The following is a 22645-nucleotide window of genomic DNA, read 5'->3' on the forward strand; positions in this document are numbered from 1 at the left end:
CCGATCACAAGTTGGAGCAACTCATCAGGCTTCCCGTAACACATGGCGTCCTCCCGTCCTGTCCTTCCCGAACCGAGCAAGGCGGGTTCCTGGGGCGCGAGCGGAGCCAACTTTGTGACTCTGCCGGTCGCCGGCATTGTTTCCGCAGACCTGGGAAAGGAAGCAGCGAAGCCCGCCCGGGCTCCTGTTGCTGCGAAATGAGCGGCCCTTTGGCCTCTTATTGATGGTTTGATCCCGACGCGCGCCGCTATCCTTTACGAAGACTCTCAGGTTCTGCCACGGCCCTAAAAATGGGCAGAACATTTAGCCGACCCCTGCGGTCGGCTTTTTTTCCGGACTTTCGTGCCGTCGGCTATTCATGCGGAACGTTGAACGAAGTAACCCGTCGTCTTCACCCGCAAGCTGGTATGGAAAACGCCAAACCACGGAGGAGTAACAAGAATGGAATCAATTAATGTACCGGGCAAGATCATCTCTCAGTCGCACGATGGATGCATCGCGACGATCGGGCCGGTCTCGGCGTCGATGACCCGCGCAACGCTACAAGCGATGGTCACCGCGGTCGAAGAGATTGACAGGAAGATTGGAGCCTCCCCTCTTGCTGTCGTCGGTCCAAGTTTCGAGCTTCGCAACGGATGGATCGCAGTTGCCTGGGAGAGAGATCGGAAGTGCTACGTGTTTAACCTGCGCGGAGTAGCGTGGAACGTGTTACGCAGCGACGTAGATTCGTTCGTTCGTGATGCTGCAATGCCGTTTCTCGCGCGTGGCACGGCGAGCAAGTTACTCCAGCGCATCGAAGGCGCAGTCGATACTGGTACCGACTAACCACGCAACAGGCGCTTGCCGGTACTTGCGGCTTGCATCACAGGTATGCAGAGGCCGCCTTTCCCGGTGACAGCGAATAGGGAAAGAAAGGGTGGGAAACAATGCGTCGCATGCGAGACGGGTACTTCATGGGGAAGCTCCCGCCGGCGCACGCTTGCGACTCGCTGTTAGTGGACCTGCCGCCAGGCGCGCTCCAGAGCGCCAAAGATAATCGGCACAAAATCGTGCCCCTCAAACGAGGCGGGCCAGTCGTCGTTCGGATACTCCAGCACGGCAGGCGCACAGATCATCTGCAGCAACCGGTCACTGAACCTGCCGCCAGCCGTTACCTCGGCCAGCACCTCCTCTTCCATCTGATGAAGCAGCTTCCAGGTCAGGACGCCTTTCGAGCGATGACGCTCGACAACGCGCGGTATGACTTCCTCAGCGGCCGCCTGCGCGTCAAACAGGACGTTGTAGTTCGCCATCGTTTCCTTCCTCGTTGTTTCAGTGAAAATTGCGGCTCGCCGTCGGCAGTTCGCCAAGCAGATGCGACACGTCGACGAGCCGTTGGGCGACGAGGTGCGTCACGTCACCTTCGCGTTGCCACACACCATACACAGCGAGCAGCGATGCGCCGAGCGCCTCGCGACGTTGCCGCTCGAGCACCGACTGCCAGACGATGACATTGACCGACCCGGTCTCGTCCTCCAGCGTCATGAACATCACGCCGTTCGCGGTGCCGGGGCGCTGCCGCACGGTCACAATCCCGCATCCCCGCGCGAGCTGTCCATTGCGATAACGCATCAACGCTTCAGCAGGCATCAGCCGCATGGACAGCAGCTTTTCGCGTAGCAACGCAATCGGGTGACGGCCGAGCGTGAGGCCAGTCGAGCGGTAGTCCGCGATCAGATCCTGTCCTTCCGTTGGAGCCGTCAGTGCCGGCGCCTCTTCCTCGCGTGTCGTTGCGCGTAACAGATCCTTGTCGGGCACCGCGGCGACCGCCGCCCACAGTGCCTGTCTGCGGTCCCCGGAGAGCGGCTTGAGCGCGTTCGCTGCCGCCAGCACCTGCAGGTCGTGGCGGTCGAGCTGTGCGCGGTTGGCAAGATCTGCGACGTCGCGAAACGGCCTGACCGCACGTGCCGCCTCAATGCGCCGGGCTGTTTCCTCGCGCATGCCGCGAACGACGGACAAGCCGAGCCGCACGGGCGCCATACTGCCATCGCCTTCCATCGCCGAATCCCAATCGCTGATGGTCACATCGACCGGCAGCACGCCAACGCCGTGGCGCTTCGCGTCCTGCACAAGCTGTGAAGGCGAGTAGAAGCCCATCGGCTGGCTGTTGAGCATCGCGCAAAGGAACGCCGCAGGTTCGTGACGCTTGAGCCAGCAGCTCGCGTAGACGAGAAGGGCGAAGCTTGCCGCATGACTTTCAGGAAAGCCGTACTCGCCGAAGCCCTGGATCTGGGCAAAGATCGACTCGGCGAATTCACGGTCGTAGCCGCGCTGAAGCATGCCTTCGACGATCCGGTCATGGTAGTGCTGCAGGCCGCCCTTGCGCTTCCATGCCGCCATCGCGCGGCGTAGCTGATCGGCTTCGCCGGCGCTGAAACCCGCCGCGAGCATCGCTACCTGCATAACCTGCTCCTGAAAGATCGGCACGCCGAGGGTGCGTTTCAGCGCCTGCTCGACGTCGGGGCTCGGGTAGGAAACGGGCTCGATGCCCTGACGCCGGCGCAGATACGGATGCACCATGCCGCCCTGCACCGGGCCCGGCCGCACGATCGCAACCTCGATCACGAGATCGTAGAACTCGCGTGGTTTAAGACGGGGCAACATGCTCATCTGCGCACGCGACTCGATCTGGAACACGCCGACGGTGTCGGCCGCGCAGATCATGTCGTAAGTCGCTTCGTCCTCGGGCGGGATGTCCTGCATTTCAAACGGCTCGCCGCGCTGCTGCGATACGAGCTCGAGCGCCCGGCGGATCGCCGACAACATGCCAAGTGCGAGCACGTCGATCTTCAGCAGGCCGAGCGCTTCCAGATCGTCCTTATCCCACTGGATCACAGTGCGATCTGGCATCGACGCGTTTTCCACCGGCACGAGACGGGACAGCTTGCCGCGCGCGATCACGAACCCGCCCGTGTGCTGCGACAGATGACGCGGAAAGCCGAGCAGCTGCGCGGCAAGCGTCGCCCACTGCTGGATCATCGGCGTCTCGGGATCGAGGCCGCTGTCCACGAATCGCCGTATTAAATCCGCGCTCGAATCGAACCAGTGATGTTCCTTCGCGACGCGGTCAACGATGACGGGGTCGATGCCGAGCGCCTTACCTGAATCGCGGATCGCGGAGCGGGGCCGGTAGGTCGTCACCGCGGCCGCGAGCGCCGCGCGTGTGCGGGAGTACTTCCGGTAGATGTACTGGATGACCTCTTCGCGGCGCTGGTGCTCGAAGTCCACGTCGATGTCAGGTGGTTCGCCGCGCTCCTTTGAGATGAACCGCTCGAACAGCATGCTGCTGCGGGCAGGGTCGACTTCCGTCACGCCCAGAACGTAGCAGACCGCGCTATTGGCGGCCGATCCACGCCCCTGACACAGGATGCCCTCGTTGCGCGCGAAGCGCACGATGTCGTACACCGTGAGGAAATACGGCTCGTATTTCAGGTCCGCAATCAGCGCGAGTTCGTGCTCGATCTGCACTTGCACGTTGTGCGGAATGCCGCGTGGATAGCGGCGCTGCGCCCCCAGATAGGTTTCGCCGCGCAGGTAGGCGGTTGGCGTCGTGCCGGGCGGCACCAGTTCGTCTGGGTATTCATAGCGCAGTTCGTCCAGCGCGAACGAGCATCGATTGGCGATGTTCAGCGTCTGCGCGAGCGCCTCCGCTGGATAGACGTTGGCAAGCCGCAAACGCGAGCGCAGATGCTGTTCGGCGTTGGGCGCGAGTTCAAAGCCGCATTCAGTGACCGGGCGGCTAAGCCGGATGGCGGTGAGCGTGTCCTGCAGGGGCTTGCGCGATCGCACGTGGATAAGTACCTGACCAGTCGCAACGACGCTCAGACCATGTCGCTCTGCGACGTCTAGCACGACATTGCGGTGAATGTCATCCAGCGCCCGCGCGTGCAAGGTGAGGCCCATCCAGCAACGATTTTCGCCAAACGTGCGCGCTGCCCATTCCGCCTGCGCGTCGAGGCGCGCTTCCTTCGCCGGGAATTCCGGCGTCAGGATGATCAGGCAGTCGGGCAGGGCGCGCAGGTGCGCATATGGCGGGTCCGGATGGTCGAGATCGTGCGGATAGAGCAGGTACGTGCCCTTGGCCGTGCGCGTGCGTGCGAGCGTAATCAGTTCGGACAGGTTGCCGTATCCGTCACGATTCTGCGCGATCGCCGTGAAGGCAAGGGCAGGGGAGCCGTCCGAATTGGTCAACCGGAAATGCGCACCTACGAGCAGCTTGATGCCCGCCTCTTTCGCCGCGACGTGCGCGCGCACGATGCCAGCGAGCGAGCATTCGTCGGTGACAGCAATCGCCTCATAACCGAGTTGCGCCGCGCGCGCGGCCAGTTCCTCGGCATGTGACGCGCCGTGAAGGAACGTGAAGTTGGAGAAGCACTGCAACTCGGCATAGCCCGGCAGGCCGAACGACGGATACGACATGGCTTATCCGAAGAGACCATGCAGATACCAGCGCGGCTCATCCTCGTCGACCGCACCTATGCGTTCCCGGAAAATCCAGTAGCAGATGTGATCGTCGGCTTCCGCGACGAAGTAGTCGCGTGTGACCGGCTCGCCCTGGAACCACCCCGCCTCAACGCGCTCGCCGGACGACACGGTGCGCAGCGGCGTGCCATAGAAGGGCCGTTCGCCCCGCATCAGGAGCTTCAGCGGCTGTTCCAGCAACCATGTCGGACGCGGCGTATCGCTCGCCGGCGGCACGTACTTTGTTTTGTTGTCCGTCACGGACACCCAGCGCGCGGCGACTTCCGGCCGGTGGTCAGCAACCGGCGCCGGGCGCAGCACATTTTCCGCGCCGAGGCGCGCAACCAGCAGTTCGAGCAGCCGCGCGTGATCGGACGCGGTACCGCCCGGCTCTGGAAAGAGCGAATCCGACGCGGCTTCCGCTTCGTTCACTTCCTGTACAACCAGTTGCAGGGCAATGACCGCGGCCGAGAGTTCCACGCGCGCAAGCCTTTCCTTGAGCAGCCGTAAAAGGTGATCCTCGCGCCACGTCGGCTCCGCGAGCGAGACTTCGATCGCGGTCGGCTCCATTGCATCGCGACCGCGTTCGTGCTCGAGCAGCAGAACGATGCGCGTCACGGCAAGCTGCTTCTGCGAGAGCCAGCCGGTTAGCTGAACCACGAGCCGGCGCGCCGCGAACAGGCAGGCCTCCGCGTGATCGATGCGATCCGGCAGTTCCACGCGCGCCTGAAAGGTCGGCGGCGTCTCAAACCATTCGAACACTTCGGGTGCATCTCCATTGGCGCGGTCGAGCAGATCCAGCAACGCTGTCCCGCAACGCTTCTTCAATCCTGCGCGCGGGAGTCGCATCAGTTGTCCAACCGTTTCGCAGCCGATGCCAGTGAGCCAGTCCATATGGCGACGCGCGGGTGGCGGCAGGCCCACGGGTAATCCGGCCAGCCTGCGGTGGAGAGAATCGTGCGACAGTGCCACACTGCCGCGAGCGCGCGCGAGCAACCATGCCGCCTGTCCCGTTGGTGCAACGCTGACGGTCGCGGTCATGCCGATAGCATCCGCCACTCGACGCGCCATGCGGCGCAACGAGCGGATGCCCCCAAAGAGCCGCAGACTTGCTGACACATCGACGAGCACAGTGCTTTCCTCCGCGATGACCACCTGCGGCGAAAGATTCAACAGGCCTGTGGCGACTGCGCGCACCGTGTTGACCTCGGCCGCGCTGTCACGCTCATGCATGACCGTAGCGGGCGCAAGCGTGAGTACGCCGCCGCGGCGCATGCCCATACAGACGCCTGCTTCATGCGCACGCGCGTCCATGGCGATGACGCGCTCTTTCTCGAGCACGGCAATGCCTTCGGTTGCGTCCGAGGTTTCACGCGACCACTTCGGCCGGAACACTTCGAGGCACAGTGACGGGAGATGGACGCCTAACCACAGTTGCATTGCGTTTTACGTTGAGGATCGGAGAGGGCGTCAACGGGACGAAGAGCGGCTCATCACGTGCGGGGCCGCGGCGTTTAAGGAACTGGATATTCACACCATCCTTCGCTGCACGTATCGCAAGCCGCAACGGCGCCGGCGAGGCGTCGCGCGTCGTCGCAAGCGGTCGCAACATGAAAAAGAGCGACTCGGACGCCTGTGCGGCCAGATGCAGTCGGCGCAGCGATTCGGGCCGCACGTGGTTCTGCCAGAAAAGCAAAGCACCGCATGTGCCTGCGCGCAGAATCTGCTCCGCGGCCCACAGCGCATCGGCCGTGCGGGGCGCCTTGACCGTCATTACATTTGAAGGATCGAGTCCCCACCAGGTGAGAGCCGTCGGCTGAAGGTCATGAGGCGGCTGCAGCATGGCAACAGGCCTGGACGACAACTGCTCGAATGCAGGACGAAGCAGTCGTAATTCGCCGCAGCCCGTCTGCTGCAAAAGCAGATCGGTCAGTGCGCCGCGTGGCCAGCCACCGCCAGGCAATTCCCGCGCGAGGTTCTCGTCGCCGCAATCAACGACGCGCGACCGTGCGTGCGCCAGCTGATTGCCGCGCCACAGATCCGGGTGAATCGTCTCGGGCAGCATAACGGCATTCATGGCTCCCTCCGGTGGCAAAATACTGTATAAAAACACAGTATAGCCTGGACGGCAGCGCGGTTTGTTTGCAATTTCGGGGTCACATCACTCGGGGCCATTGCACCGGTGCAATTCCTACACTGCTTTCAGCTAAAGACATCCGATCCGGTTCGACTTTATTTCGCAGCGCTAACTGATTTACCAGTAAGGATCCGGGTAAGTAGAGAAAGTGGACTCGACTCAACCGCGTACGATCGCGGTCTCGCGATCTCATAACAAGCGAAAGTCGGCGATACCTCAATGGCTGGCGTGATGGATGCGGCGTACCTCGCGCGCTAGTTCGCGAGCTTCATGTAACATTTCGCGCGTGCAATCACATTGAGTTGGTCTGATTCGAACATGCAAATCCGCCCCCTGTCCCATCTCTGTTTCCTTGCTGCGGCCATATTGGCTGCTGCGTGCTCAAGCAAGTCCACACCCAACGAAGACAACTTCGCTGCGGCCGTCAACCAGAAACTTGCGTCCAACCCCGTTCGCTGCTTGCCGCCAACGGATTGGCCCGCGACGGCCGAGCCCGGCGATCACGGCAACCCGTATGCTTTTTATGACGCGGGAGTGGGCTTCGTGCAGGCGGGCATTGCGACGATGAAAGAGGAGGGTCCAGACTACTCCACCAACTTCCGCAAGAAGGCCATTTTCGCGCTTACCGATGAAGGCAAAAAGCAACTGGTCTTGGACAAGCGCCAGCCTTTCCCGGGCAAGGATTACGGCCGATTCTGCTATGGAAAGGTGAAGTTCACAAAGGTTTTGAAGTGGGATGAACCCACGAAAATCGGCAGCGTGAAACCGTCACAACCGTCACTTACTCCTACGAGATGGTCGACGTGCCGAAGTGGGCGGACAATAAGCAACTTCAAACGTCGTTCCCGGTACTTGGCACCGACGTAACCGGCAAGGGCCAAGCAAACCAGGGCGTTTCGCTCGTTGACGGTCGTTGGCAGCCTGCAGGCTGACTGTCACCCGGTGTTTGGGGGACGTCTGTACGCTGGTCGAAAAACAGCGCCCGTGGACACCGATGGAAAGTTAGCCCGCATCTAGCGGCACTATCGGAGAATCATTCTTATATGCTTGTTAATTTCTTCACGTGTCATGCGCGCCGTGTTGAATTCGCAATCTATAAATTCACCCTCGTCAAATCCCGCTTCATTTTCAAATCCAGAAAGCAAAAAATAACTACAGTAATTTTCATATAGGAAATAATGAAGCTCAACAAAAAAATCCAGAAAATCAACATCATAAAAACATTCGGAGATGCGTTCTGATTCATGATGCAATGCTCGCTTAGTCGAGCCATGATGGTAGACAAACACATCTTCAAGATGATTTAAAGCGCTATGTTCTATAGTCTTAAGCTTGGATAGTTGTATATTGCTCCTGCACTTAAAAGCGCAAAATAGATAATAACTTGGGCTCTCTGAGCTGGATGATCTGGTTGTAAGGTCGCCCATGGTTATCCCTACCTTGGCAAATTCACTATCTCGAGCGTTGGCGCCTAGATACAGCCACTTCTCGGTCGACTCAAAATTTGCTTTTGATTCGTTATGAATGAATTCCATTTTATAACAGGCAAATGGATCAACTTCCAAGTCGTACTCTCTTTTCGTCCTTTTCAACTTTTCCTCTCAAAATAAACCAAGCCAGTTCGCCCCACTTCAAGGATGTACGCCGGGTAGAAGACGCGTATCCAGCGCAAACCGCTCGTCGTTTCGAAGCCTGAAAGTTCCGGCTGCAGTCGCAGTGTCGATCAGAAGATTCCACGAATGGCCGCTGACAACACTGGGGATCAAGACCAGAGGATGCTCGGACAACAGTGCGTCACCAAACGCCTGCTGATTGGGACTGACGGTGCCGGACTGAAGCCAGTTGGGATTAGGAATGGCCGATTTCTGGACGACATAGACAGGTGCCGCATCAATTTCCACTTCCAGCAGTCGATGCGGGACTGTGTCCAGCACATTGAAACCCTTGTGGACGGCCACTTCAAGGATGGTGGTGGCCGGGTCGAGCGACGCGTAAATCACACGTCGCCCCTTTGAGGACCAACGACCTCCGACCTGAAAGGCGCCTTCTGCTGTGTCCCACGTGGGCACGTACTTTTCGCGCTCCAGTCGCCAGGCGGCGAAACCGCTGCTGCCCAAAGCAGCCGGCAGCGGCGTCAAGCGTAAACCCCGTAGTCCATTCTGGTGAGCAACGCCTTGACGAGTTCTGTTCCTTCGGAGCTTTGCAGCAGGTCGATCGGCCGCCGCTGATCCAGCGCCAAGGCTGGTTTCAGGAGCCAGCGTTCGGCCTCCTCCTGGGAACCAAGCACGTCGATCGCGTGCTCCGTTATAGCGGCGAGCCGAAGCAGTCGGTCACTGGCGTTGCTGTCGAGCCGCCGGTCCGCGTCCTTCCCCCGCTGAAGCGTTCTCTCACTAACGCCGATGGCCTGCAGAACAGCATCCTTCTGGACTAGTTCATAGGAATCCATCATGGTCCGCGCGAGCAGAACCGGCAGACCTCGGGTGACCATATCGTGCACCATGAGCGGCTCCATGTCGGCGAACCGTTCGAGCCCTTTCGCGCCCAGGCGGCCCGTGTGCGAATCCGCCGGTTTCGCACGCTCCCGGTCATCATGCGGCGACTCGCCCCACGAATGAATCAACAGCTCAATTTCGTTCAGTAACTTCCCGAAGCGCGCCGCTCCGATGGAACCAGCCGCTTCTAGGGGCTTTTCGACTGTGGCAACCATACCGGACTCCTTTCCGTCATGTGTCGTTTAATTATACGACACGTGTCGCTTGCATTCAATGCGGGGCTCGACGGCGCCAACGCGGAGACCCGGTAATGCAGCACTTAGCGTCTCGACATCGGTCAGTGACGTCGAGGACAGTGTCGCGGCGCGCCGCATGCATCTGCGTCAAGCCTCGGCGCGTGTCATCCCGTGTGCCGTGGGTGGCGCAAAGCAACGTAGGTTGCCTTGCGCTACCGGCGGGGATCCGCCCGAATGCGCAGATCCTCATTCTGCGCTTCCTGCGCGTCACGGCGGGACAGAGATCACGTCACAGGTAATCGGGTTTGGCCGCATGAAGTCCGCACGCGTTTGCGCCCTCCTCTCGGTACGCGGCAAACGAAGGTATGAAAGCTACTCATGCCCTTTGTTTCACGCCCCTGCCAGCCGGCAATGAAGGGGCGGATAGCCCACAACTGATCGCCGCTTTCGCGTAAAGTAACTAGCTAGTTCACTTGTCGTAGCCATTTCAAGATGTCGTGGCGGCAGCTATTTAGAAATGTCGGGTTTTGACGTTGAGTTTGACTCTGTCTTTAACGGTTTGAATCTCACGTAGCGTTGAAGGACCGCGCGTGAACGGGCAGGGCGTGTCAGTCCGTTCAGACAGATCCTGCAGACCGACGGCCAGGTTTGCGTGTCTGGTTCGGCTGCCTTCGTTGTGCCAGTTCCGCGATCACGCCGTTGATGTCGGCCTGGGTGAATTCACGCTGCTTCTTCGTGCCTTGCGCGCGTTCCGTTGCCCGAACCGGTTGTCCCTGATTCGTGCGCGCGGGGGAGCCGGAGATGCGCCGGTTGTCGCGTTGCGCCTGGATCGCCTGCGCGACCTGCAGCGCGTGACTCAGGCGTTTATGTTCAACGATCGCGCCCTGGTCGATTTCGGCCAGCCGGTCGTATTGCCGGTTCGGCAGCACCCGGCCATCTGCGCGGATCTCGATGCGCCCGTCCGGGTACTCCCACACGTCGATGTAGCGGTGGACCAGTTTCCGGTTCTCCGGCGTGTCATCCAGCAGGTACATTACGCGGTCGTACTGAATGGTCAGTGATTTCGTCACACGTCGCGTCTCGCGCCACGTCATCAGCAGGTCGAGATTCTCGTCACCCCGCAGCGGCCGGTGCGCGTCGAAATCGCTCTTCGGCGGCTTCGCGAAGCGTGCGTTGTAGGCCGCCATGAAGGAGGGCGCATACGCATTGGCTCCGACGATCGTGCTGATTCCGCGCAGTCGCAATTCCTTCACCAGCCGGTCCTGCAGCGTCAGGTGGGCGCGCTCGACGCGACCCTTCGCTGAGCTGCTGTTCGCGCAGAACGTGTCAATGTTCAGCTCGAACATCGCCCGGCCGAAATGTGTCACGCTGCTTCCCGTTTCATGGGCCTTGCCACTGCGAAACACGCTCGCCTTGTCGCTGTAAAACGCGCCAGGCTTGCCGTGGCATTCGATGTACGCCCGCGTCGCCTCGAAATAGCTGAAGGTCGATTCGCTCGCCGTGAAGTGCAGATGCATCAGCCGGCTGGTCGCATCGTCGACGTACACCAGCAGTGTGCAGGCCGGCGCCCGTTCCTCGAACCACCGGTGATCGCTGCCATCAATCTGGATCAGTTCGCCCAGACACGCACGACGCGCCCGCGGCTGATAGATCTTCGGCGGGCGCTGCCGGCGTGGTATCCACAGACCGGCGTCCGTCATCAGCCGCCTGACCGTTTCCTTGGCCATCCGGATGCCGTGGCATTCCCGAAGCTTCCCGCAGGCCAGTGTCGGCCCAAAATCGGCGTAGCGTTCACGAATGATCGCCAGCGCCTGCTGGGCCAGTCCTTCGTCCAGCTTCCGGTTGCCGGAACGGCCACGTCTGCGCGAGGCCAGTCCCGCTGCACCGGATTCCTGGTAGCGAATCACAAGGCGCTCAACCTGACGTACGGTCAAGCCCAGGCGTTCGGCCGCGCGACCAGGCTTGAGGCCCATGTCGACAACGGCCTGGATGACCTTCAGACGGTCGAGTTCGCGCATGTTCAATGTCACCAGTGCAGCTGCATGCATGGCCGGCTCCATAGTCCCGCAGGGAACCGGCAAGCATATCGAGACCAGAACACGACATTTCTAAATGGCTAGAACACGACATTTCTATAAAGCTACTACACACGATTGGTTGATAATTAACATTATGTAAAATCAAAAGTTAGTCGCAGTGCCTCTCGCATGTTTACCGTTGGTTTGCATAAACTTGTTCCTGTTTTTTGCGGAAATTTGTTCCTAGCCCCCTGGACGAGATTCGGCAGCATTTCAGGCTTCTCCGTTGTGCGTTGGCTGTGAGAAAAACGGCTGCTGGTCAGATGATCGCCGGCATCGGGAGACCGACGAGAAACATCGTATCGACTGGTGATGCGCAATAGCCGGAGGACCAACGTCCGGCCAGAAAATCGCGTCAGGGTGCCTCTATCAGCCGAGACCGGATCGATAGCCACCATTGCGCACAAACATCGCGCCCACATCGCCGTTGGAAATCTGCCTCGCGATCTTCGACAGATCGCCGGCCTTCGGTTCGCCGATCAATGCGTAGGCGAGTTCATTCTGCCGCCAGGATACGACGGTCATGCCGTTCATCTCCCGTTGCGCAATGGACTGATCCGGGCGCGAGTCTTTCATCACGCAAAGCGCGACCGGTGTGCCGTGCTCGGGAAGATAAACCATCTGTATCAGCGGCTTGCCGTTGTAGCGCAAACGCTCGACGGATTTGAACGTCATCCCTGCCCGACGCAGATCCGGCATGCGCAGTCTGATGCCGTCGTCTTCGCGAATCGCCGCAACGGTATTGGCCAACATGGTGGGATCGGGCGTGAGATTGGCGACGGTGTCGCGCGTGTAGAGTCGCTGATAATCGGCGGCCACACCCATCCAGGACTGCACACCCGTGGACGCGACCGTTGCGGCGTGATTGCCCGATGTTCCAGGCCAGCCGCCAAGCTGTTGCACCAGCCCCGCACAGAACGCTCCGGCGACGAACGCAGCTGCAAGCCACATACGCGGCCACATACTCGGCCAAATACGCGAGTGCGAACGCCGCGTGCTTTCTGCCGCAGGTTTATTCTGCGCGTCGGCCGCCATTGCTTCGATGCGAAGCCGAAGTTCGTCGGGCAGCGGGGGCAATTTCTGCGCCGCGAACGCTTCGCGATACGGCAGACGCGAGGCGCGCAGCAATTCGACGCTGTCACGCAGATCGGCGGACTCGGCCAGCTCGCGTTCGACCGACTCGGCCTGCGAAGCGCTGAGTTCGCCGTCGGCATACGCGATCAGTTGGCTGTCGTCGAGTTTCATTGGACGATAGGCTAAAAAAAGTGGTGGACGCCCGATTGGATCGCAACTGGGCCGGAACGAAGACTCGCTTGCCCACAGACCTCCATGATAACCGCAGTCGCCCCTTCCCCGAACGCGCTCCGGCATGGACCAGAGCGCCTGTTCATCGCGCGGGAGCCATTCCGGATCGCATGTGCCGCGTCTTCAATGTGCACTGGCGCGTGCCGCTGCGGCCTCTTCCTGCACGCGGCGCCGGAACGACACGCTATATGCAGCCGAACGCGCGGCGAGTAGCGGATCGGATGATGGTGCGATGCCATCCGGCAGGATCGTCGGATCGAATACAACATCGCGGCACGGACCGTCGATCTGCGTTTGCGCGCGCTCGATCACCACTGTGCCCACGTCGATTCGAAGCCGGTCAGGCGAACGCGACCATTCCCGGGTTGAATCGTCGAGCGGATCGCCGGTCTGCGCGACATCCAGCGTGAGATGCCAGCGCAGCGGGCCGATGGCAAGCTGTGTCGTCAGATCGTAGGACAGGAAGTCGGGATCGCGCTGGTCTTGTGTATCGACGGAACGGTACGGATGCTCCGGCACCACCTTCCAGCGCACGAAGCGCCGCACGCCGTGCGCATCGGTGACGCGGAACGCGCTGATGCCGTAGTACGTCGCATTGTCATAGCCGGACGATGGCGGATGCCCGTCGACGTAGCGGTCGAACGCGCGCGCTTCGGGATGGCCGTCGAGAAACGCCTGCATTTTCGCTGGGTCGGCGTGACCTGTGCGCGGATCGCGCGCCCCGGCTTGCAGTTGCTCGAACAAGGCCTCCGGCGTGCGCACCGCGAAGATCGGCGTCGAATTCATTGCAAGACGCCAGTCCTCGCCGTGCGGTAGCGTCATGCGCAATGCGAAGCTGCGCACCATGCCAGTGGCGTCGTCGCGCGTGGGATCGCTGCCGGGCATCGACAGGCGTCCAACCAGCGGATAAGTGCCGCGCGCGAACGCGCTCGCCCGCGACAACAACTCGCCGGCGCCATTGCTTTCGAAATGCCCGCTCACGCAGACTCCCTTCGCGTGATTACGCCTGAAACCGGGATGCGGCCCGGTCATTGCCTCGAACGAGCCTCTACGGTATTCCGTTACACGACGGCCCGAGGGTCGAACGGACGAGCTACTCTTCGCGACACATGTTTTTCGAACCAGGCGCGGCAGTGTGATTTACCGCCATCGCCAGCATGTGAACGGCCCGATGACGTCGGGTTTTGTAAGAATGTACGTTTATTCGAGGTGTCCTCCTTGAACATACAGCGACCAAAAAACATACAGGCATAGGTGCCGCCACCTTCGACGACAGTTGCGAAAACGCTCCGCCGATCCGCTGTACGTTATTTGCGCCCCGTACGTTTTTGGCATACACTGGCCCAATAGCGTACACTGACACTTCCCGATGACTGCGAACGCCCGCCTCTCCGCTTCGGAGCAAATGGCGCTTAGCCTTGCGTGTGAAGCCTTTTCTGACGCGACGCGGCGCTTTCGCGCTGAGCCCCGCTTTGGCGTGGCTTTGCGCCCGGAGACGGCAGACGCGGCAATTCACTTCTCTGTGTCGGGCAAGGATTTCGATATGCCCGTGGCAATCGTTCCCAGTGCGAGCTCGCAGAGCGCCGCTGTCGTGCTTCACCAGAAGCATTTCCGGCCCGACGAGCCAGCAGCCGACCGCCCGCTGATGCTGATCACATACCATGTGTCGCCTAGGCTCGCCGAGAATCTCATCGCCAACCGCATTCCGTTCCTGGACACCGCTGGTAACGTCTACCTCGACGAGCCGGAGGCAACGGTCATGATAACGGGTCGCGAAAAGCCCACGCTCAGGTGGACGGACACCGCCTCGCGATCGACGACCCCGAAGGGGCTGCGTGTGTCGTTTGCGCTCGCCACCCAACCCGGTCTCGTCGAGCAGCCCTACCGCACCATCGCTGAGCAGTCGGGCGTGGCACTGAACACGGTCAACCTGGCAGTCGATGACCTGATCGCGCGCAGACTGGTCGTCAAAAAGAACGGTCGCCGCATGATCGCGCATCAACGCCATTTCATCAAAGACTGGGTGGATCATTACGCCACGGGACTGCGCACGAAGCTGGGAGCGCGGCGTTACGCGAGCGGGGTGGGCATCGACTGGTGGCAAGGCGCCCCCCTTGCGGACTTCAAGGCCCGCCTGGGCGGCGAGTGCGCGGCTGAGGTTCTCACGCACGCGAACAAGCCTGTTCTGGTGACGGTTTATGCGCATGGCGGCGCGACATCGCCCCTTATGAAGGCCGCTCGCCTGCGCCCTGACCCACATGGAGAGGTTGAGATACTCGAATCGTTCTGGCCTGAACGTGCCGAGCAGAGATGGAACGTCGCGCCGGGCGTCGTTCATCCAGTGCTCGCCTTCGCCGATCTGATCACCTCGGGCGACAGTCGGAACGCCGCCGTTGCGCAGACGCTCTATGAACGTTTCCTCGATCATTAAGGTGCCAGCCGAACGGCCGGTGCCCCCCGTCACGACCGCCCTGCTCGCTGCCGTAAAGGATGCCTGCCAGAGGCTTGGGACGCGGTTCGTGCTCGCGGGCGCAACCGCGCGGGACATCCAGTTCCTGCACCTGCACGGCGTGAAGGCGCCGACCGCGACTCGTGACGTCGACGTGGCGGTATGCGCTGTCAGTTGGGAGTCTCACAGGCGGCTGATCGACGAGCTTCTCGGGACCGGTCAGTTCACGCGCGACAGGAAAGCTCAGCAGCAGCTTATTTTCCGGCGCGAGGCCGACGGGTACGGCATGCAGCTCGACCTCGTTCCGTTCGGGCCGCTCGAGGCACCGCCCGGGGCCATCGCCTGGCCGCCGGACGGCGATACGGTCATGAACGTGCTCGGCTTCCAGGAAGCGGTCGAGACCGCGCACCAGGTGGACGTGGGCGAAGGCCTCGTAGTGCCCGTCGTTACGGTTCCGGCGTTCGTGCTGCTCAAGCTGATGGCTTGGCACGACCGGCGTCACGTGAAGAACACCGATGCGTCGGACCTGCTATTCGTATTGCGGCAGTTCTTCTTCGCCGGAAACGATGTGCGCCTGTACGACGAGGCAATGGATCTGCTAGAAGCATGCGACTTCAACGTCCAGCTCGCGTGCGCAGGCCTCCTTGGCCGGGATGCGCGGGACGTCGCGTACCCAGAGGTGCGGGACGCGGTGCGCGCGATCCTCCAGACGCCGGAGACCTATGCCACCCTGAAGAAGGACCTGGTCGCGCGCGCCGCAACGCTCATGTTCGGCGAGTTCGTCGACGATTCGGACGACCTGCTCGAAGCTTTCAAAGCGCAGTTCGTTATTGACGCGCCAGCCAGCTAGTGTCCACGACGATGCGTGCAGGATTGGCGGCAGCGCCAGGCGGCGCGCGCAACGTGCGCCGCGCTGAGCGCCGCCAACAACCCACTACTCCCGGTTGCGGCCCTGCGTTCGGCGGGGCGTGAGCGCGAAACGTTGCAGTTGATGCCACTGACGCTGCCGCGGGTCAATGTGATCCAGACCTCAGGCATCGTTCTCGGGTGTGCGCATGATGCTGTTGACGCACTCCCCACCCTTCTTTCAGATCAGCTACCACGTCAGATTGGACCTTTGGCGATAACCTACGCGTTCCTTATTAATGTCGAGGCTGAATTGAAATGTCCGGGTTATGTAAAATTCCGCAGGTCACCCAATAAATATATGGCCAGCCAACTCACACTCGAGTATCCCAGTGATCACGCGAGCTAACGTCCATGGATCTAGCTTTGCCTTTTTGGGATGCACACGCTATCCACTGCCGCCGGTCGCGCAGTCGGGCATCGAAGGGCAGCTAACCTAGAGGTCCGGTCATTGAAGCCGGCGTCACAGGGACAGGAGTTCTTGAGGTTTGTTCGACGTCTGCCCATTTCCGTGGGCTCGGCTTGCGCCGGCATGTGCGGGCAGGCGTTGAATAAACCTGAAGGGAGGAAACCGCGGAGTGCACCGATGCAGTGGAAGCGTCGATGACTATGGCGATTGATGGGTCAGGAGGGACTGCGGTATTGCAGGACATGCGGCCGGGCGTGATGCCGGCTGGGCGGTGAGGCCACGGCGAAGCGATGCAATCGCGCCATTGTGATGGTGAAGCGGTCGTGCGAGGCCCTGCGCACGGAGACCGGCGCAAGCGTCCGCTCGTGGGCCGCGTTGCCGCAGAGCCGACAGTGTGGCTGTTCGTCCTGGAACAGTTGCGCTCACGTCTCGCCCCCGAGCGTGGGTGGTGCGCGAATCGGTGCGGTGCGCGCAAGGATATCGATGACGATCATCGGCGCGCCGCAGTGCCGGCAGACGAAGGCTGGTCGCGTTTCGATGACGGGGTCTTCGGGTGATGCGTTGGCCTGTGCCGTGACGTGCAGCAGTTCACGCACCTTCGCGAGATTGGCGCGGCGTACCGGATTCGCCAGCAGTCCATAGTGGCGGAGGCGATGGAAGCCCACGGGAAGCACATGCAGCAGGAAGCGGCGCATGAACTCGCCAGCCTCCAGCGTCATGCTCTTGTAGCGGGTGCGCCCCTTCTCACGATAGTCCTTCCAGCGGAAGGTCACGCCGCGTTCATCGAACGCGAGCAGGCGCTGGCTGGAGATGGCCACACGGTGTGTATAGCGTGAGAGATAGGCGAGTACCGCTTCGGGTCCCGCAAAGGGACGCTTGGCATACACGACCCATTCGCAGGTGCGCAGCGGCGCAAGCCACCGGGCAAAAACCGCCGGCTCGGCGAGTCCGGCATACTCCCCAAAGAACTGCAACCGGCCACACCGGTGTGCCTGCTCAAGTGCCTCGAGGAAGCGCCTGCGGAACAGGCGTGAGAGCACGCGCACCGGCAGGAAGAAGCCAGGCCGGCAGGCAATCCACCGCTCACCATCGGGCGACAGGCCACCACCGGGGACGATACCGTGTACGTGCGGATGATGCGTGAGCGCCGAGCCCCAGGTGTGCAGCACCAATGTGGCGCCAATCTGCGCGCCAAGATGTCTGGGATCCGCGGCGATGGTACGCAGCGTATCGGCAGCAATGTCGAACAGCAGTCCGTAGATAACCGCCTTGTTGTACCAGGCGATTGCGCCAATCGGCGCGGGTAGCGTGAAGACGACGTGGTAATACTCGACCGGCAGCAGGTCGGCCTGACGTGCCTCGAGCCAGCGGCGTGCGGCACTCCCCTGACACCTGGGGCAATGGCGGTTGCGGCAGGAGTTGTACGCGATCTCGGTGCGCGCGCAGCCGGAACAGCGCAACACGTGTCCCCCCAGCGCCGCAGTGCGGCACTGTTCGATGGCCGACATCACCTTCAGCTGCCCCAGGCTCAGCGACACCGTGCGTCGCCATACCGGTCCGCGGGCGCGGAAGATGTCCGCGACCTCCAGCATTGGTACTGCGTCGCGTTACTCGGAGGGCAGACGCTCCAGTGGACTGATGACTTCGCGCAGCAGGTCGGTGGCCACCTGCACGTAAAGCGCAGTGGTCTCAATCTGCTTGTGGCCCAGCAGTACCTGGATCACGCGGATGTCGACCTTCTGTTCGAGCAGATGCGTCGCGAAACTGTGGCGCCTATGTCGCTGGGTAGATAGGCGCCACTATCTGCCGTGCCGGACTATGTCGGGTAATCCAGAGATAGCTTGGATTTCACCGGCGATTCAAGCAATCGGCTGGAGATAGTCTTGACTCCTTCCACCAGCCCCCGCAAGTCGGGAAGGAGCTCATCGTGAAGTGCATCATTCATGACGTGGTTGTACTGTCGCGGCCACCTGAAGGGCCGCTTGCGGCCTACATCGCACCATTTGCGAGATCGCTCAGTGAGCAGGGATACAGCGATGGATCACAGAAGCAGCAAGTACGGATCGCATCAGGGTTTAGCCGTTGGCTTGAACAGACGGGTGTCGGAGTGCGCAGCATCTGCGCCGAACATGCGATACGGTATTTACGATATCGCGCTCGGCATGTTCGGCCCCGCCGAGGGGATCAGGCCGCGCTTAGACACCTCATTGACTTTCTTAGCCAGGAGCAATTGACGCTTGCAGAGCGGGTACCGTCGCCCCGACTGCCGTCGACTGAGCGCTGCGTGCAGGCATATGTGACGTATTTGCGTGAAGCGCGTGCCTTGGCCAAAGCGACGATCGTCAACTACGTGCCGTTCGTCCGCGGCTTTCTTGATGACTGTTTCGGTAAAGGACGCGTCACGCTCTCTCGCCTACGTGCTGGCGATGTTGTGAGATTTGTACAGCATCAGGCGCCGCGTTTGCAGCCAAAGCGTGCGAAGCTTCTGACCGCCGCGCTGCGATCCTTCCTACGCTATGCGCGCTATCGCGGGGACATTACCCTGGATTTGTCCGCCGCAGTTCCAGTCGTGGCCAACTGGTCGATGCCGTCAATACCACGTGGGATCGCTCCAGATCAAACACGGCAGTTGTTAGCCAGCATCGATCGACGAAGCGGAACCGGTCGTCGCGACTATGCCATTTTGCTTTTGCTTGCTCGATTGGGGGTTCGCTCCGGGGAAGTAGCAGCACTTGAACTGGATGATATCGACTGGAGCGCGGGACGTTTGAACGTACGAGGTAAGAGTGGGCAGCGCAACGAGTTGCCATTGCCCGTCGACGTCGGCAAGGCGATCGCTACATACCTGGTTCGCGGGCGACCGCATAGCACATGTCGTCATGTGTTTCTGCGCGCCCGAGCCCCGATCACAGGGTTTAGCGGGTCAAGCGGAGTTAGTTCGGTTGTGCGGCATGCCCTCAAGCGCGCTGGCATCGACGCTCCAACTTTGGGAGCCCACCAGTTTCGCCACGGATTGGCGACTGAGATGCTGCGCCATGGTGCCTCGCTCGGTGAGATAGGAGAGTTGCTGGGGCATCATCACCCGCAAACCACGACGATCTACACCAAGGTTGACATCAAGGCGTTGCGCACGCTAGCTGTGCCGTGGCCGGGAGGTGTGCAATGAACACGCTCCGGCAGGCCGTTGCTGAGTATCTCAATCTTCGACGCAGTTTGGGATTCAAGCTGCATGATGCGGGCAAGTCGTTACTCGATTTCGTCACGTACATGGAGCAGCATCGCGCCCCCTACATCACGCAGGCATTGGCTCTCGCCTGGGCGCAACAACCATTCGGCGTCCAACCTGCACACTGGGCGAAACGACTTAGCTTCGTACGCGAGTTCGCACGTCATCGCAGCGCCACCGATTCGCGCACCCAGATTCCAGCGCAAGGCTTGCTGCCGTTTCAGCCGAAACGGGTTCGACCGTACCTGTATTCGGACGATGAGATTCGCAACTTACTGCGGGCCGCCCTTCAAATTCGATGTCGATATGAGCGCAGTGGACTTCGGCCCAGAACATTCTATTGCCTGCTTGGGTTGCTGAGCGTGTCGGGTATGCGGCTCGGGGAAGCCCGCAATCTTGAGATTCAGGACGTGGATCTCACCACCGGGGTGCTCACAATCCGTGGCACCAAATTCGGCAAGTCCCGCCTCGTGCCTTTGCATGACTCGACTCGCAAGGTGCTTGCCGACTATATCGAGCGACGTAATCGTCATTGGGCTGGTCGGCCAGTGTCTACCTATCTGTTCGTTTCCAACCGGGGCAATCGTCTGGATGGCGCAGAGGTACATCGAACTTTCTATGCGCTGTCACGACAGGTCGGCCTTCGGGGCGTTTCCGACGATCATGGACCACGCCTGCACGATATGAGGCACACATTTGCGACGAACACGCTTGTGCTTTGGTATCGGTCTGAACAGGATCCGGAGCGTCGGCTCCCGATCCTGTCAGCGTATCTCGGCCACGTCAATGTCGCCGACACACAGTGGTATTTAAGCGGCTCGCCAGAACTCATGCACGAGGCCATGCGCCGGCTCGAACAACGCTGGGAGAAACGGCCATGACTACTCCCGCCAGCTTCGCACCGCTGCTTGAGCGTTTCTTTACGCAGCGACTAATGCAGCAGCGCCAGGCGAGTCCTCACACGATCAGTTCCTATCGCGATACCTTCCGTCAATTTCTGAAGTTCGTACAGCAGCGCTTGCATCCCCGAAATTCAGGCGTGACGGTAGCTTGACGCAGAAACGAGTCAGCGTCCACCGCTTGAGGCACACGATGGCTATGGACCTTCTGCAGGCCGGCGTAGATCGGTCAGTGATCGCGTTGTGGCTCGGGCATGAATCGGTGGAAACCACGCAGATCTATCTCGAAGCCACCCTTGCGATGAAAGAGCAAGCCCTTGCGAAGGCATCTCCGCCACAAGGTAAGTCGAGTCGCTACCGACCAACAGATCAACTCCTGGCCTTCCTGAACAGCCTGTAGGATCAGGCAAACTATGTCGGGGAACGGAATGGCTTGCTTCGCGCCATGGCGCACGAATATTGCGCGGTCGTAACAACCTGAGCTCATTACCCGACATAGTGCGGCACGGCAGATAGTGGCGCAGGGTGTGCGGGGTGACCCGCCTGTCGATCTGCGCGGCTTCGGCGGCGGCGTGAACGGCGCGATTCAGCTGTCGCGTGCTGAGCGGGTCGACGGGATCCATCCCGGGAAACAGCCACCCGCCGTCGAGCATGCTGCCCTGGGCACGGGCGACGCGCCACCAGAGCCGCAGGCGTTCGAGCAGGACCGGCGAGAGCATCGCGTAGCGGTCCTTACGGCCCTTGCCCTGCTCGATGCGCAGGGTCATGCGCTGGCTGTCAATGTCGCTGACCTTCAGCGCCACCTGACTCGAGGCAACAATCCGGAAGTCTTTCCCACTTCCTCATCTTCTTCGCATCGGAGAATACCCCAGCGCACGAAGCGTCCGCCGACATATCGAAAAGGCTCTGGCGGCAGCGCCCGCGGTTCACGCGTGCAAAAAGGTAGCGAACTCCATTCGTCGTTTGACCTAAGAACGAGTGACGCAAGACATTGCCCCCAATGTATGTGGGATTAACGCCATGTCCCGAATATCCGCAGCCGTAGTGGATCCGTGTTCCCGGTAATGTTCGAAAGAACGGTAACCTGTTGAACGAAATATCGATGCCGCCGCCCCATATGTTCGATCAATCTGAACATCTCCGAAAGCCGGCAGTAGCCGACGGAGTCCACGCTCCCCCTCGGTCTGGGCGATCCACAGCCCCAGTACCTCCTTGTGGCCGGCCATGTTCACGCCGATGGCCAGGTACACTGCCTTGGCGCGCACCGCGCCGCTGTCGCGGACCTTGACGTGGATGCAGTCGAGATAGACGATCGGGTAAAGCCCGTCGAGCGCACGGGCTTGCCAGACCTTCACCTCCTCACTGACGGCGTCGGTGACCGCCGAGATGAGCGTGGGCGACACCTCCGTACCGTATATCTCTTCCAGATGACCCTGGATCTCGCGCACGCTCAGACCCCGTGCGTACAACGAAATGATCTTATCGTCGAAGCCCGTCCAGCGCGTCTGATGACGCTCCACCAGCTTCGGCTCGAATGCGCCCTGACGGTCGCGCGGATTATTGAGCCGCAACTCGCCCCCCCTGCAAGGTCTTCGCGCTATGCCCATTGCGGGTGTTGCCAGTGGCATTGGTCACCGCTTCGCTCTTGCCATGGCCCAGGTGCTCGGACATCTCCTTCTCAAGCCCTCGCTCCCCCAGCATCTTCGTGAGGTGCTTGAGCAACCCGTTCTCGCCTATCAGGCGTTGCGAGATACCGAAGCACATCCGCGCGTCTCAGCTGTTTGCGTACAACAATGTGGCCTTGCAAATCCACTACGTGAACCTGCAGCAGGTTCTTGGCCAGATCCAGTCCAACTATCGCTATCTTCATGATGAACGCTCCTTTGCCGTGGGTATCACGGCCTCTCCACTCTGGCATACATCTCTCGCTCCGTAGCGGGAGTCGTCCATCACATCAGAACGAACGGCGAAACGGCCGACGGCCAGCGCAAAGCGTTCGTGTTCGCGG

The 22645-nt window shown here is 60.9% G+C and carries 20 protein-coding genes and 3 pseudogenes; 9 read left to right on the top strand and 14 right to left on the bottom strand.

From position 1 onward, the window contains the following. Positions 1-441 precede the first annotated feature (441 nt). On the top strand, positions 442-825 hold the full coding sequence (locus JMY24_RS30775) for a hypothetical protein (protein WP_128597457.1): 384 nt from the start codon (positions 442-444) through the stop codon (positions 823-825). Positions 826-992: 167 nt separating this feature from the next. Here the strand turns inward: JMY24_RS30775 and JMY24_RS30780 are convergent, their stop codons facing one another. From JMY24_RS30780 to imuA, 4 genes are read right to left on the bottom strand one after another with little or no spacing between them, the layout of a single operon-like run. Then, entirely contained in the window at positions 993-1292 is a 300-nt protein-coding gene (locus tag JMY24_RS30780) for a DUF2471 family protein (RefSeq protein WP_128597458.1), read from the bottom strand. A gap of 19 nt (positions 1293-1311) precedes the next feature. After that, positions 1312-4458, bottom strand: a complete 3147-nt coding sequence (locus JMY24_RS30785; protein ID WP_201703449.1) for an error-prone DNA polymerase — start codon at positions 4456-4458, stop codon at positions 1312-1314. A 3-nt stretch (positions 4459-4461) separates the two neighbouring features. After that, positions 4462-5940, bottom strand: coding sequence for a Y-family DNA polymerase (locus JMY24_RS30790; protein ID WP_128597459.1), 1479 nt, complete (start codon positions 5938-5940; stop codon positions 4462-4464). Beyond that, entirely contained in the window at positions 5870-6577 is a 708-nt protein-coding gene (gene imuA / locus JMY24_RS30795) for a translesion DNA synthesis-associated protein ImuA (protein WP_128597460.1), read from the bottom strand. Before imuA ends, JMY24_RS30790 begins: the two co-directional genes overlap by 71 nt. Before the next feature lie 378 nt (positions 6578-6955). Here imuA and JMY24_RS30800 point away from each other — a divergent pair, with 378 nt between their 5' ends. Next, complete coding sequence (locus JMY24_RS30800; RefSeq protein WP_128597461.1) at positions 6956-7504, top strand: hypothetical protein; 549 nt, start codon at positions 6956-6958, stop codon at positions 7502-7504. A gap of 155 nt (positions 7505-7659) precedes the next feature. Here JMY24_RS30800 and JMY24_RS30805 read toward each other — a convergent pair whose 3' ends face one another. The 6 genes from JMY24_RS30805 to JMY24_RS30830 form a co-directional block, all read right to left on the bottom strand. After that, a complete protein-coding gene (locus JMY24_RS30805) occupies positions 7660-8202 on the bottom strand; it encodes a hypothetical protein (RefSeq protein WP_201703450.1) in 543 nt (180 codons plus the stop codon). 66 nt (positions 8203-8268) lie between these two features. After that, the gene (locus JMY24_RS30810; protein ID WP_128597462.1) at positions 8269-8775 is read right to left on the bottom strand and encodes an RES family NAD+ phosphorylase; all 507 of its coding nucleotides are present in this window, start codon (positions 8773-8775) and stop codon (positions 8269-8271) included. Continuing rightward, entirely contained in the window at positions 8772-9344 is a 573-nt protein-coding gene (gene parS, locus JMY24_RS30815; protein WP_128597463.1) for a type II RES/Xre toxin-antitoxin system antitoxin, read from the bottom strand. The genes JMY24_RS30810 and parS overlap by 4 nt, the downstream gene beginning before the upstream one ends. 638 nt (positions 9345-9982) lie before the next feature. Beyond that, positions 9983-11413 carry an ISNCY family transposase gene (locus tag JMY24_RS30820; protein ID WP_201703451.1) on the bottom strand — a complete coding sequence of 477 codons (1431 nt, stop codon included), beginning with the start codon at positions 11411-11413 and terminating at the stop codon, positions 9983-9985. A 399-nt stretch (positions 11414-11812) separates the two neighbouring features. Beyond that, positions 11813-12688 carry an anti-sigma factor family protein gene (locus tag JMY24_RS30825; protein WP_201703453.1) on the bottom strand — a complete coding sequence of 292 codons (876 nt, stop codon included), beginning with the start codon at positions 12686-12688 and terminating at the stop codon, positions 11813-11815. Positions 12689-12871: 183 nt separating this feature from the next. After that, positions 12872-13780 carry a catalase family peroxidase gene (locus JMY24_RS30830; RefSeq protein WP_201703454.1) on the bottom strand — a complete coding sequence of 303 codons (909 nt, stop codon included), beginning with the start codon at positions 13778-13780 and terminating at the stop codon, positions 12872-12874. A 511-nt stretch (positions 13781-14291) separates the two neighbouring features. Here JMY24_RS30830 and JMY24_RS30835 point away from each other — a divergent pair. Genes JMY24_RS30835 through JMY24_RS30845 form a run of 3 tightly spaced genes read left to right on the top strand, consistent with a single transcriptional unit; the run spans position 14292 to position 16452 of the window. Then, a complete protein-coding gene (locus JMY24_RS30835) occupies positions 14292-15179 on the top strand; it encodes a type IV toxin-antitoxin system AbiEi family antitoxin (RefSeq protein WP_328809293.1) in 888 nt (295 codons plus the stop codon). Then, positions 15157-16047, top strand: coding sequence for a nucleotidyl transferase AbiEii/AbiGii toxin family protein (locus JMY24_RS30840; RefSeq protein ID WP_128598581.1), 891 nt, complete (start codon positions 15157-15159; stop codon positions 16045-16047). Before JMY24_RS30835 ends, JMY24_RS30840 begins: the two co-directional genes overlap by 23 nt. Positions 16048-16062: 15 nt before the next feature. After that, complete coding sequence (locus JMY24_RS30845; RefSeq protein ID WP_128598582.1) at positions 16063-16452, top strand: hypothetical protein; 390 nt, start codon at positions 16063-16065, stop codon at positions 16450-16452. Between the two features lie 482 nt (positions 16453-16934). Here the strand turns inward: JMY24_RS30845 and JMY24_RS30850 are convergent, their stop codons facing one another. After that, a complete protein-coding gene (locus JMY24_RS30850; RefSeq protein ID WP_128598583.1) occupies positions 16935-18104 on the bottom strand; it encodes an IS91 family transposase in 1170 nt (389 codons plus the stop codon). 15 nt (positions 18105-18119) lie between these two features. After that, positions 18120-18284: pseudogene (locus tag JMY24_RS30855) on the bottom strand (tyrosine-type recombinase/integrase); the annotation flags it as partial. A 155-nt stretch (positions 18285-18439) separates the two neighbouring features. On the opposite strand from JMY24_RS30855, the gene JMY24_RS30860 reads away from it, so the two are divergent. Genes JMY24_RS30860 through JMY24_RS30875 form a run of 4 tightly spaced genes read left to right on the top strand, consistent with a single transcriptional unit; the run spans position 18440 to position 21037 of the window. Then, positions 18440-19678, top strand: a complete 1239-nt coding sequence (locus JMY24_RS30860; protein WP_128598584.1) for a site-specific integrase — start codon at positions 18440-18442, stop codon at positions 19676-19678. After that, positions 19675-20619 carry a tyrosine-type recombinase/integrase gene (locus tag JMY24_RS30865; RefSeq protein ID WP_128598585.1) on the top strand — a complete coding sequence of 315 codons (945 nt, stop codon included), beginning with the start codon at positions 19675-19677 and terminating at the stop codon, positions 20617-20619. Before JMY24_RS30860 ends, JMY24_RS30865 begins: the two co-directional genes overlap by 4 nt. Then, positions 20616-20792 (top strand): site-specific integrase, encoded by a 177-nt coding sequence (locus tag JMY24_RS30870; protein WP_201703456.1) that lies wholly within the window; start codon positions 20616-20618, stop codon positions 20790-20792. The genes JMY24_RS30865 and JMY24_RS30870 overlap by 4 nt, the downstream gene beginning before the upstream one ends. A 44-nt stretch (positions 20793-20836) precedes the next feature. Next, on the top strand, positions 20837-21037 hold the full coding sequence (locus tag JMY24_RS30875) for a site-specific integrase (protein WP_328809294.1): 201 nt from the start codon (positions 20837-20839) through the stop codon (positions 21035-21037). A gap of 115 nt (positions 21038-21152) precedes the next feature. On the opposite strand, the pseudogene JMY24_RS30880 reads toward JMY24_RS30875, so the two are convergent. Together JMY24_RS30880 and JMY24_RS30885 are read right to left on the bottom strand one after the other, a co-directional pair. Beyond that, positions 21153-21452 (bottom strand): annotated as a pseudogene (locus tag JMY24_RS30880) (tyrosine-type recombinase/integrase); the annotation flags it as partial. 354 nt (positions 21453-21806) lie between these two features. Beyond that, positions 21807-22377: pseudogene (locus JMY24_RS30885) on the bottom strand (IS256 family transposase); the annotation flags it as partial. Positions 22378-22645 lie beyond the last annotated feature (268 nt).

Origin of the sequence: Paraburkholderia kirstenboschensis, assembly GCF_904848585.1 — a bacterium.
Taxonomy (GTDB): Bacteria; Pseudomonadota; Gammaproteobacteria; order Burkholderiales; family Burkholderiaceae; genus Paraburkholderia; species Paraburkholderia kirstenboschensis.

What these genes read in the sequence shown, in the direction of transcription:
- JMY24_RS30785 (WP_201703449.1), bottom strand. Translation starts at nt 4,458, where the DNA reads ATGTCGTATCCGTCGTTCGGCCTGCCGGGCTATGCCGAGTTGCAGTGC.
- JMY24_RS30870 (WP_201703456.1), top strand. Translation starts at nt 20,616, where the DNA reads ATGACTACTCCCGCCAGCTTCGCACCGCTGCTTGAGCGTTTCTTTACG.
- JMY24_RS30850 (WP_128598583.1), bottom strand. Translation starts at nt 18,104, where the DNA reads ATGCTGGAGGTCGCGGACATCTTCCGCGCCCGCGGACCGGTATGGCGA.
- parS (WP_128597463.1), bottom strand. Translation starts at nt 9,344, where the DNA reads ATGGTTGCCACAGTCGAAAAGCCCCTAGAAGCGGCTGGTTCCATCGGA.
- JMY24_RS30875 (WP_328809294.1), top strand. Translation starts at nt 20,837, where the DNA reads ATGGACCTTCTGCAGGCCGGCGTAGATCGGTCAGTGATCGCGTTGTGG.
- imuA (WP_128597460.1), bottom strand. Translation starts at nt 6,577, where the DNA reads ATGAATGCCGTTATGCTGCCCGAGACGATTCACCCGGATCTGTGGCGC.
- JMY24_RS30865 (WP_128598585.1), top strand. Translation starts at nt 19,675, where the DNA reads ATGAACACGCTCCGGCAGGCCGTTGCTGAGTATCTCAATCTTCGACGC.
- JMY24_RS30790 (WP_128597459.1), bottom strand. Translation starts at nt 5,940, where the DNA reads ATGCAACTGTGGTTAGGCGTCCATCTCCCGTCACTGTGCCTCGAAGTG.
- JMY24_RS30820 (WP_201703451.1), bottom strand. Translation starts at nt 11,413, where the DNA reads ATGCATGCAGCTGCACTGGTGACATTGAACATGCGCGAACTCGACCGT.
- JMY24_RS30780 (WP_128597458.1), bottom strand. Translation starts at nt 1,292, where the DNA reads ATGGCGAACTACAACGTCCTGTTTGACGCGCAGGCGGCCGCTGAGGAA.
- JMY24_RS30775 (WP_128597457.1), top strand. Translation starts at nt 442, where the DNA reads ATGGAATCAATTAATGTACCGGGCAAGATCATCTCTCAGTCGCACGAT.
- JMY24_RS30825 (WP_201703453.1), bottom strand. Translation starts at nt 12,688, where the DNA reads ATGAAACTCGACGACAGCCAACTGATCGCGTATGCCGACGGCGAACTC.
- JMY24_RS30835 (WP_328809293.1), top strand. Translation starts at nt 14,292, where the DNA reads ATGCCCGTGGCAATCGTTCCCAGTGCGAGCTCGCAGAGCGCCGCTGTC.
- JMY24_RS30840 (WP_128598581.1), top strand. Translation starts at nt 15,157, where the DNA reads ATGAACGTTTCCTCGATCATTAAGGTGCCAGCCGAACGGCCGGTGCCC.
- JMY24_RS30830 (WP_201703454.1), bottom strand. Translation starts at nt 13,780, where the DNA reads ATGACCGGGCCGCATCCCGGTTTCAGGCGTAATCACGCGAAGGGAGTC.
- JMY24_RS30800 (WP_128597461.1), top strand. Translation starts at nt 6,956, where the DNA reads ATGCAAATCCGCCCCCTGTCCCATCTCTGTTTCCTTGCTGCGGCCATA.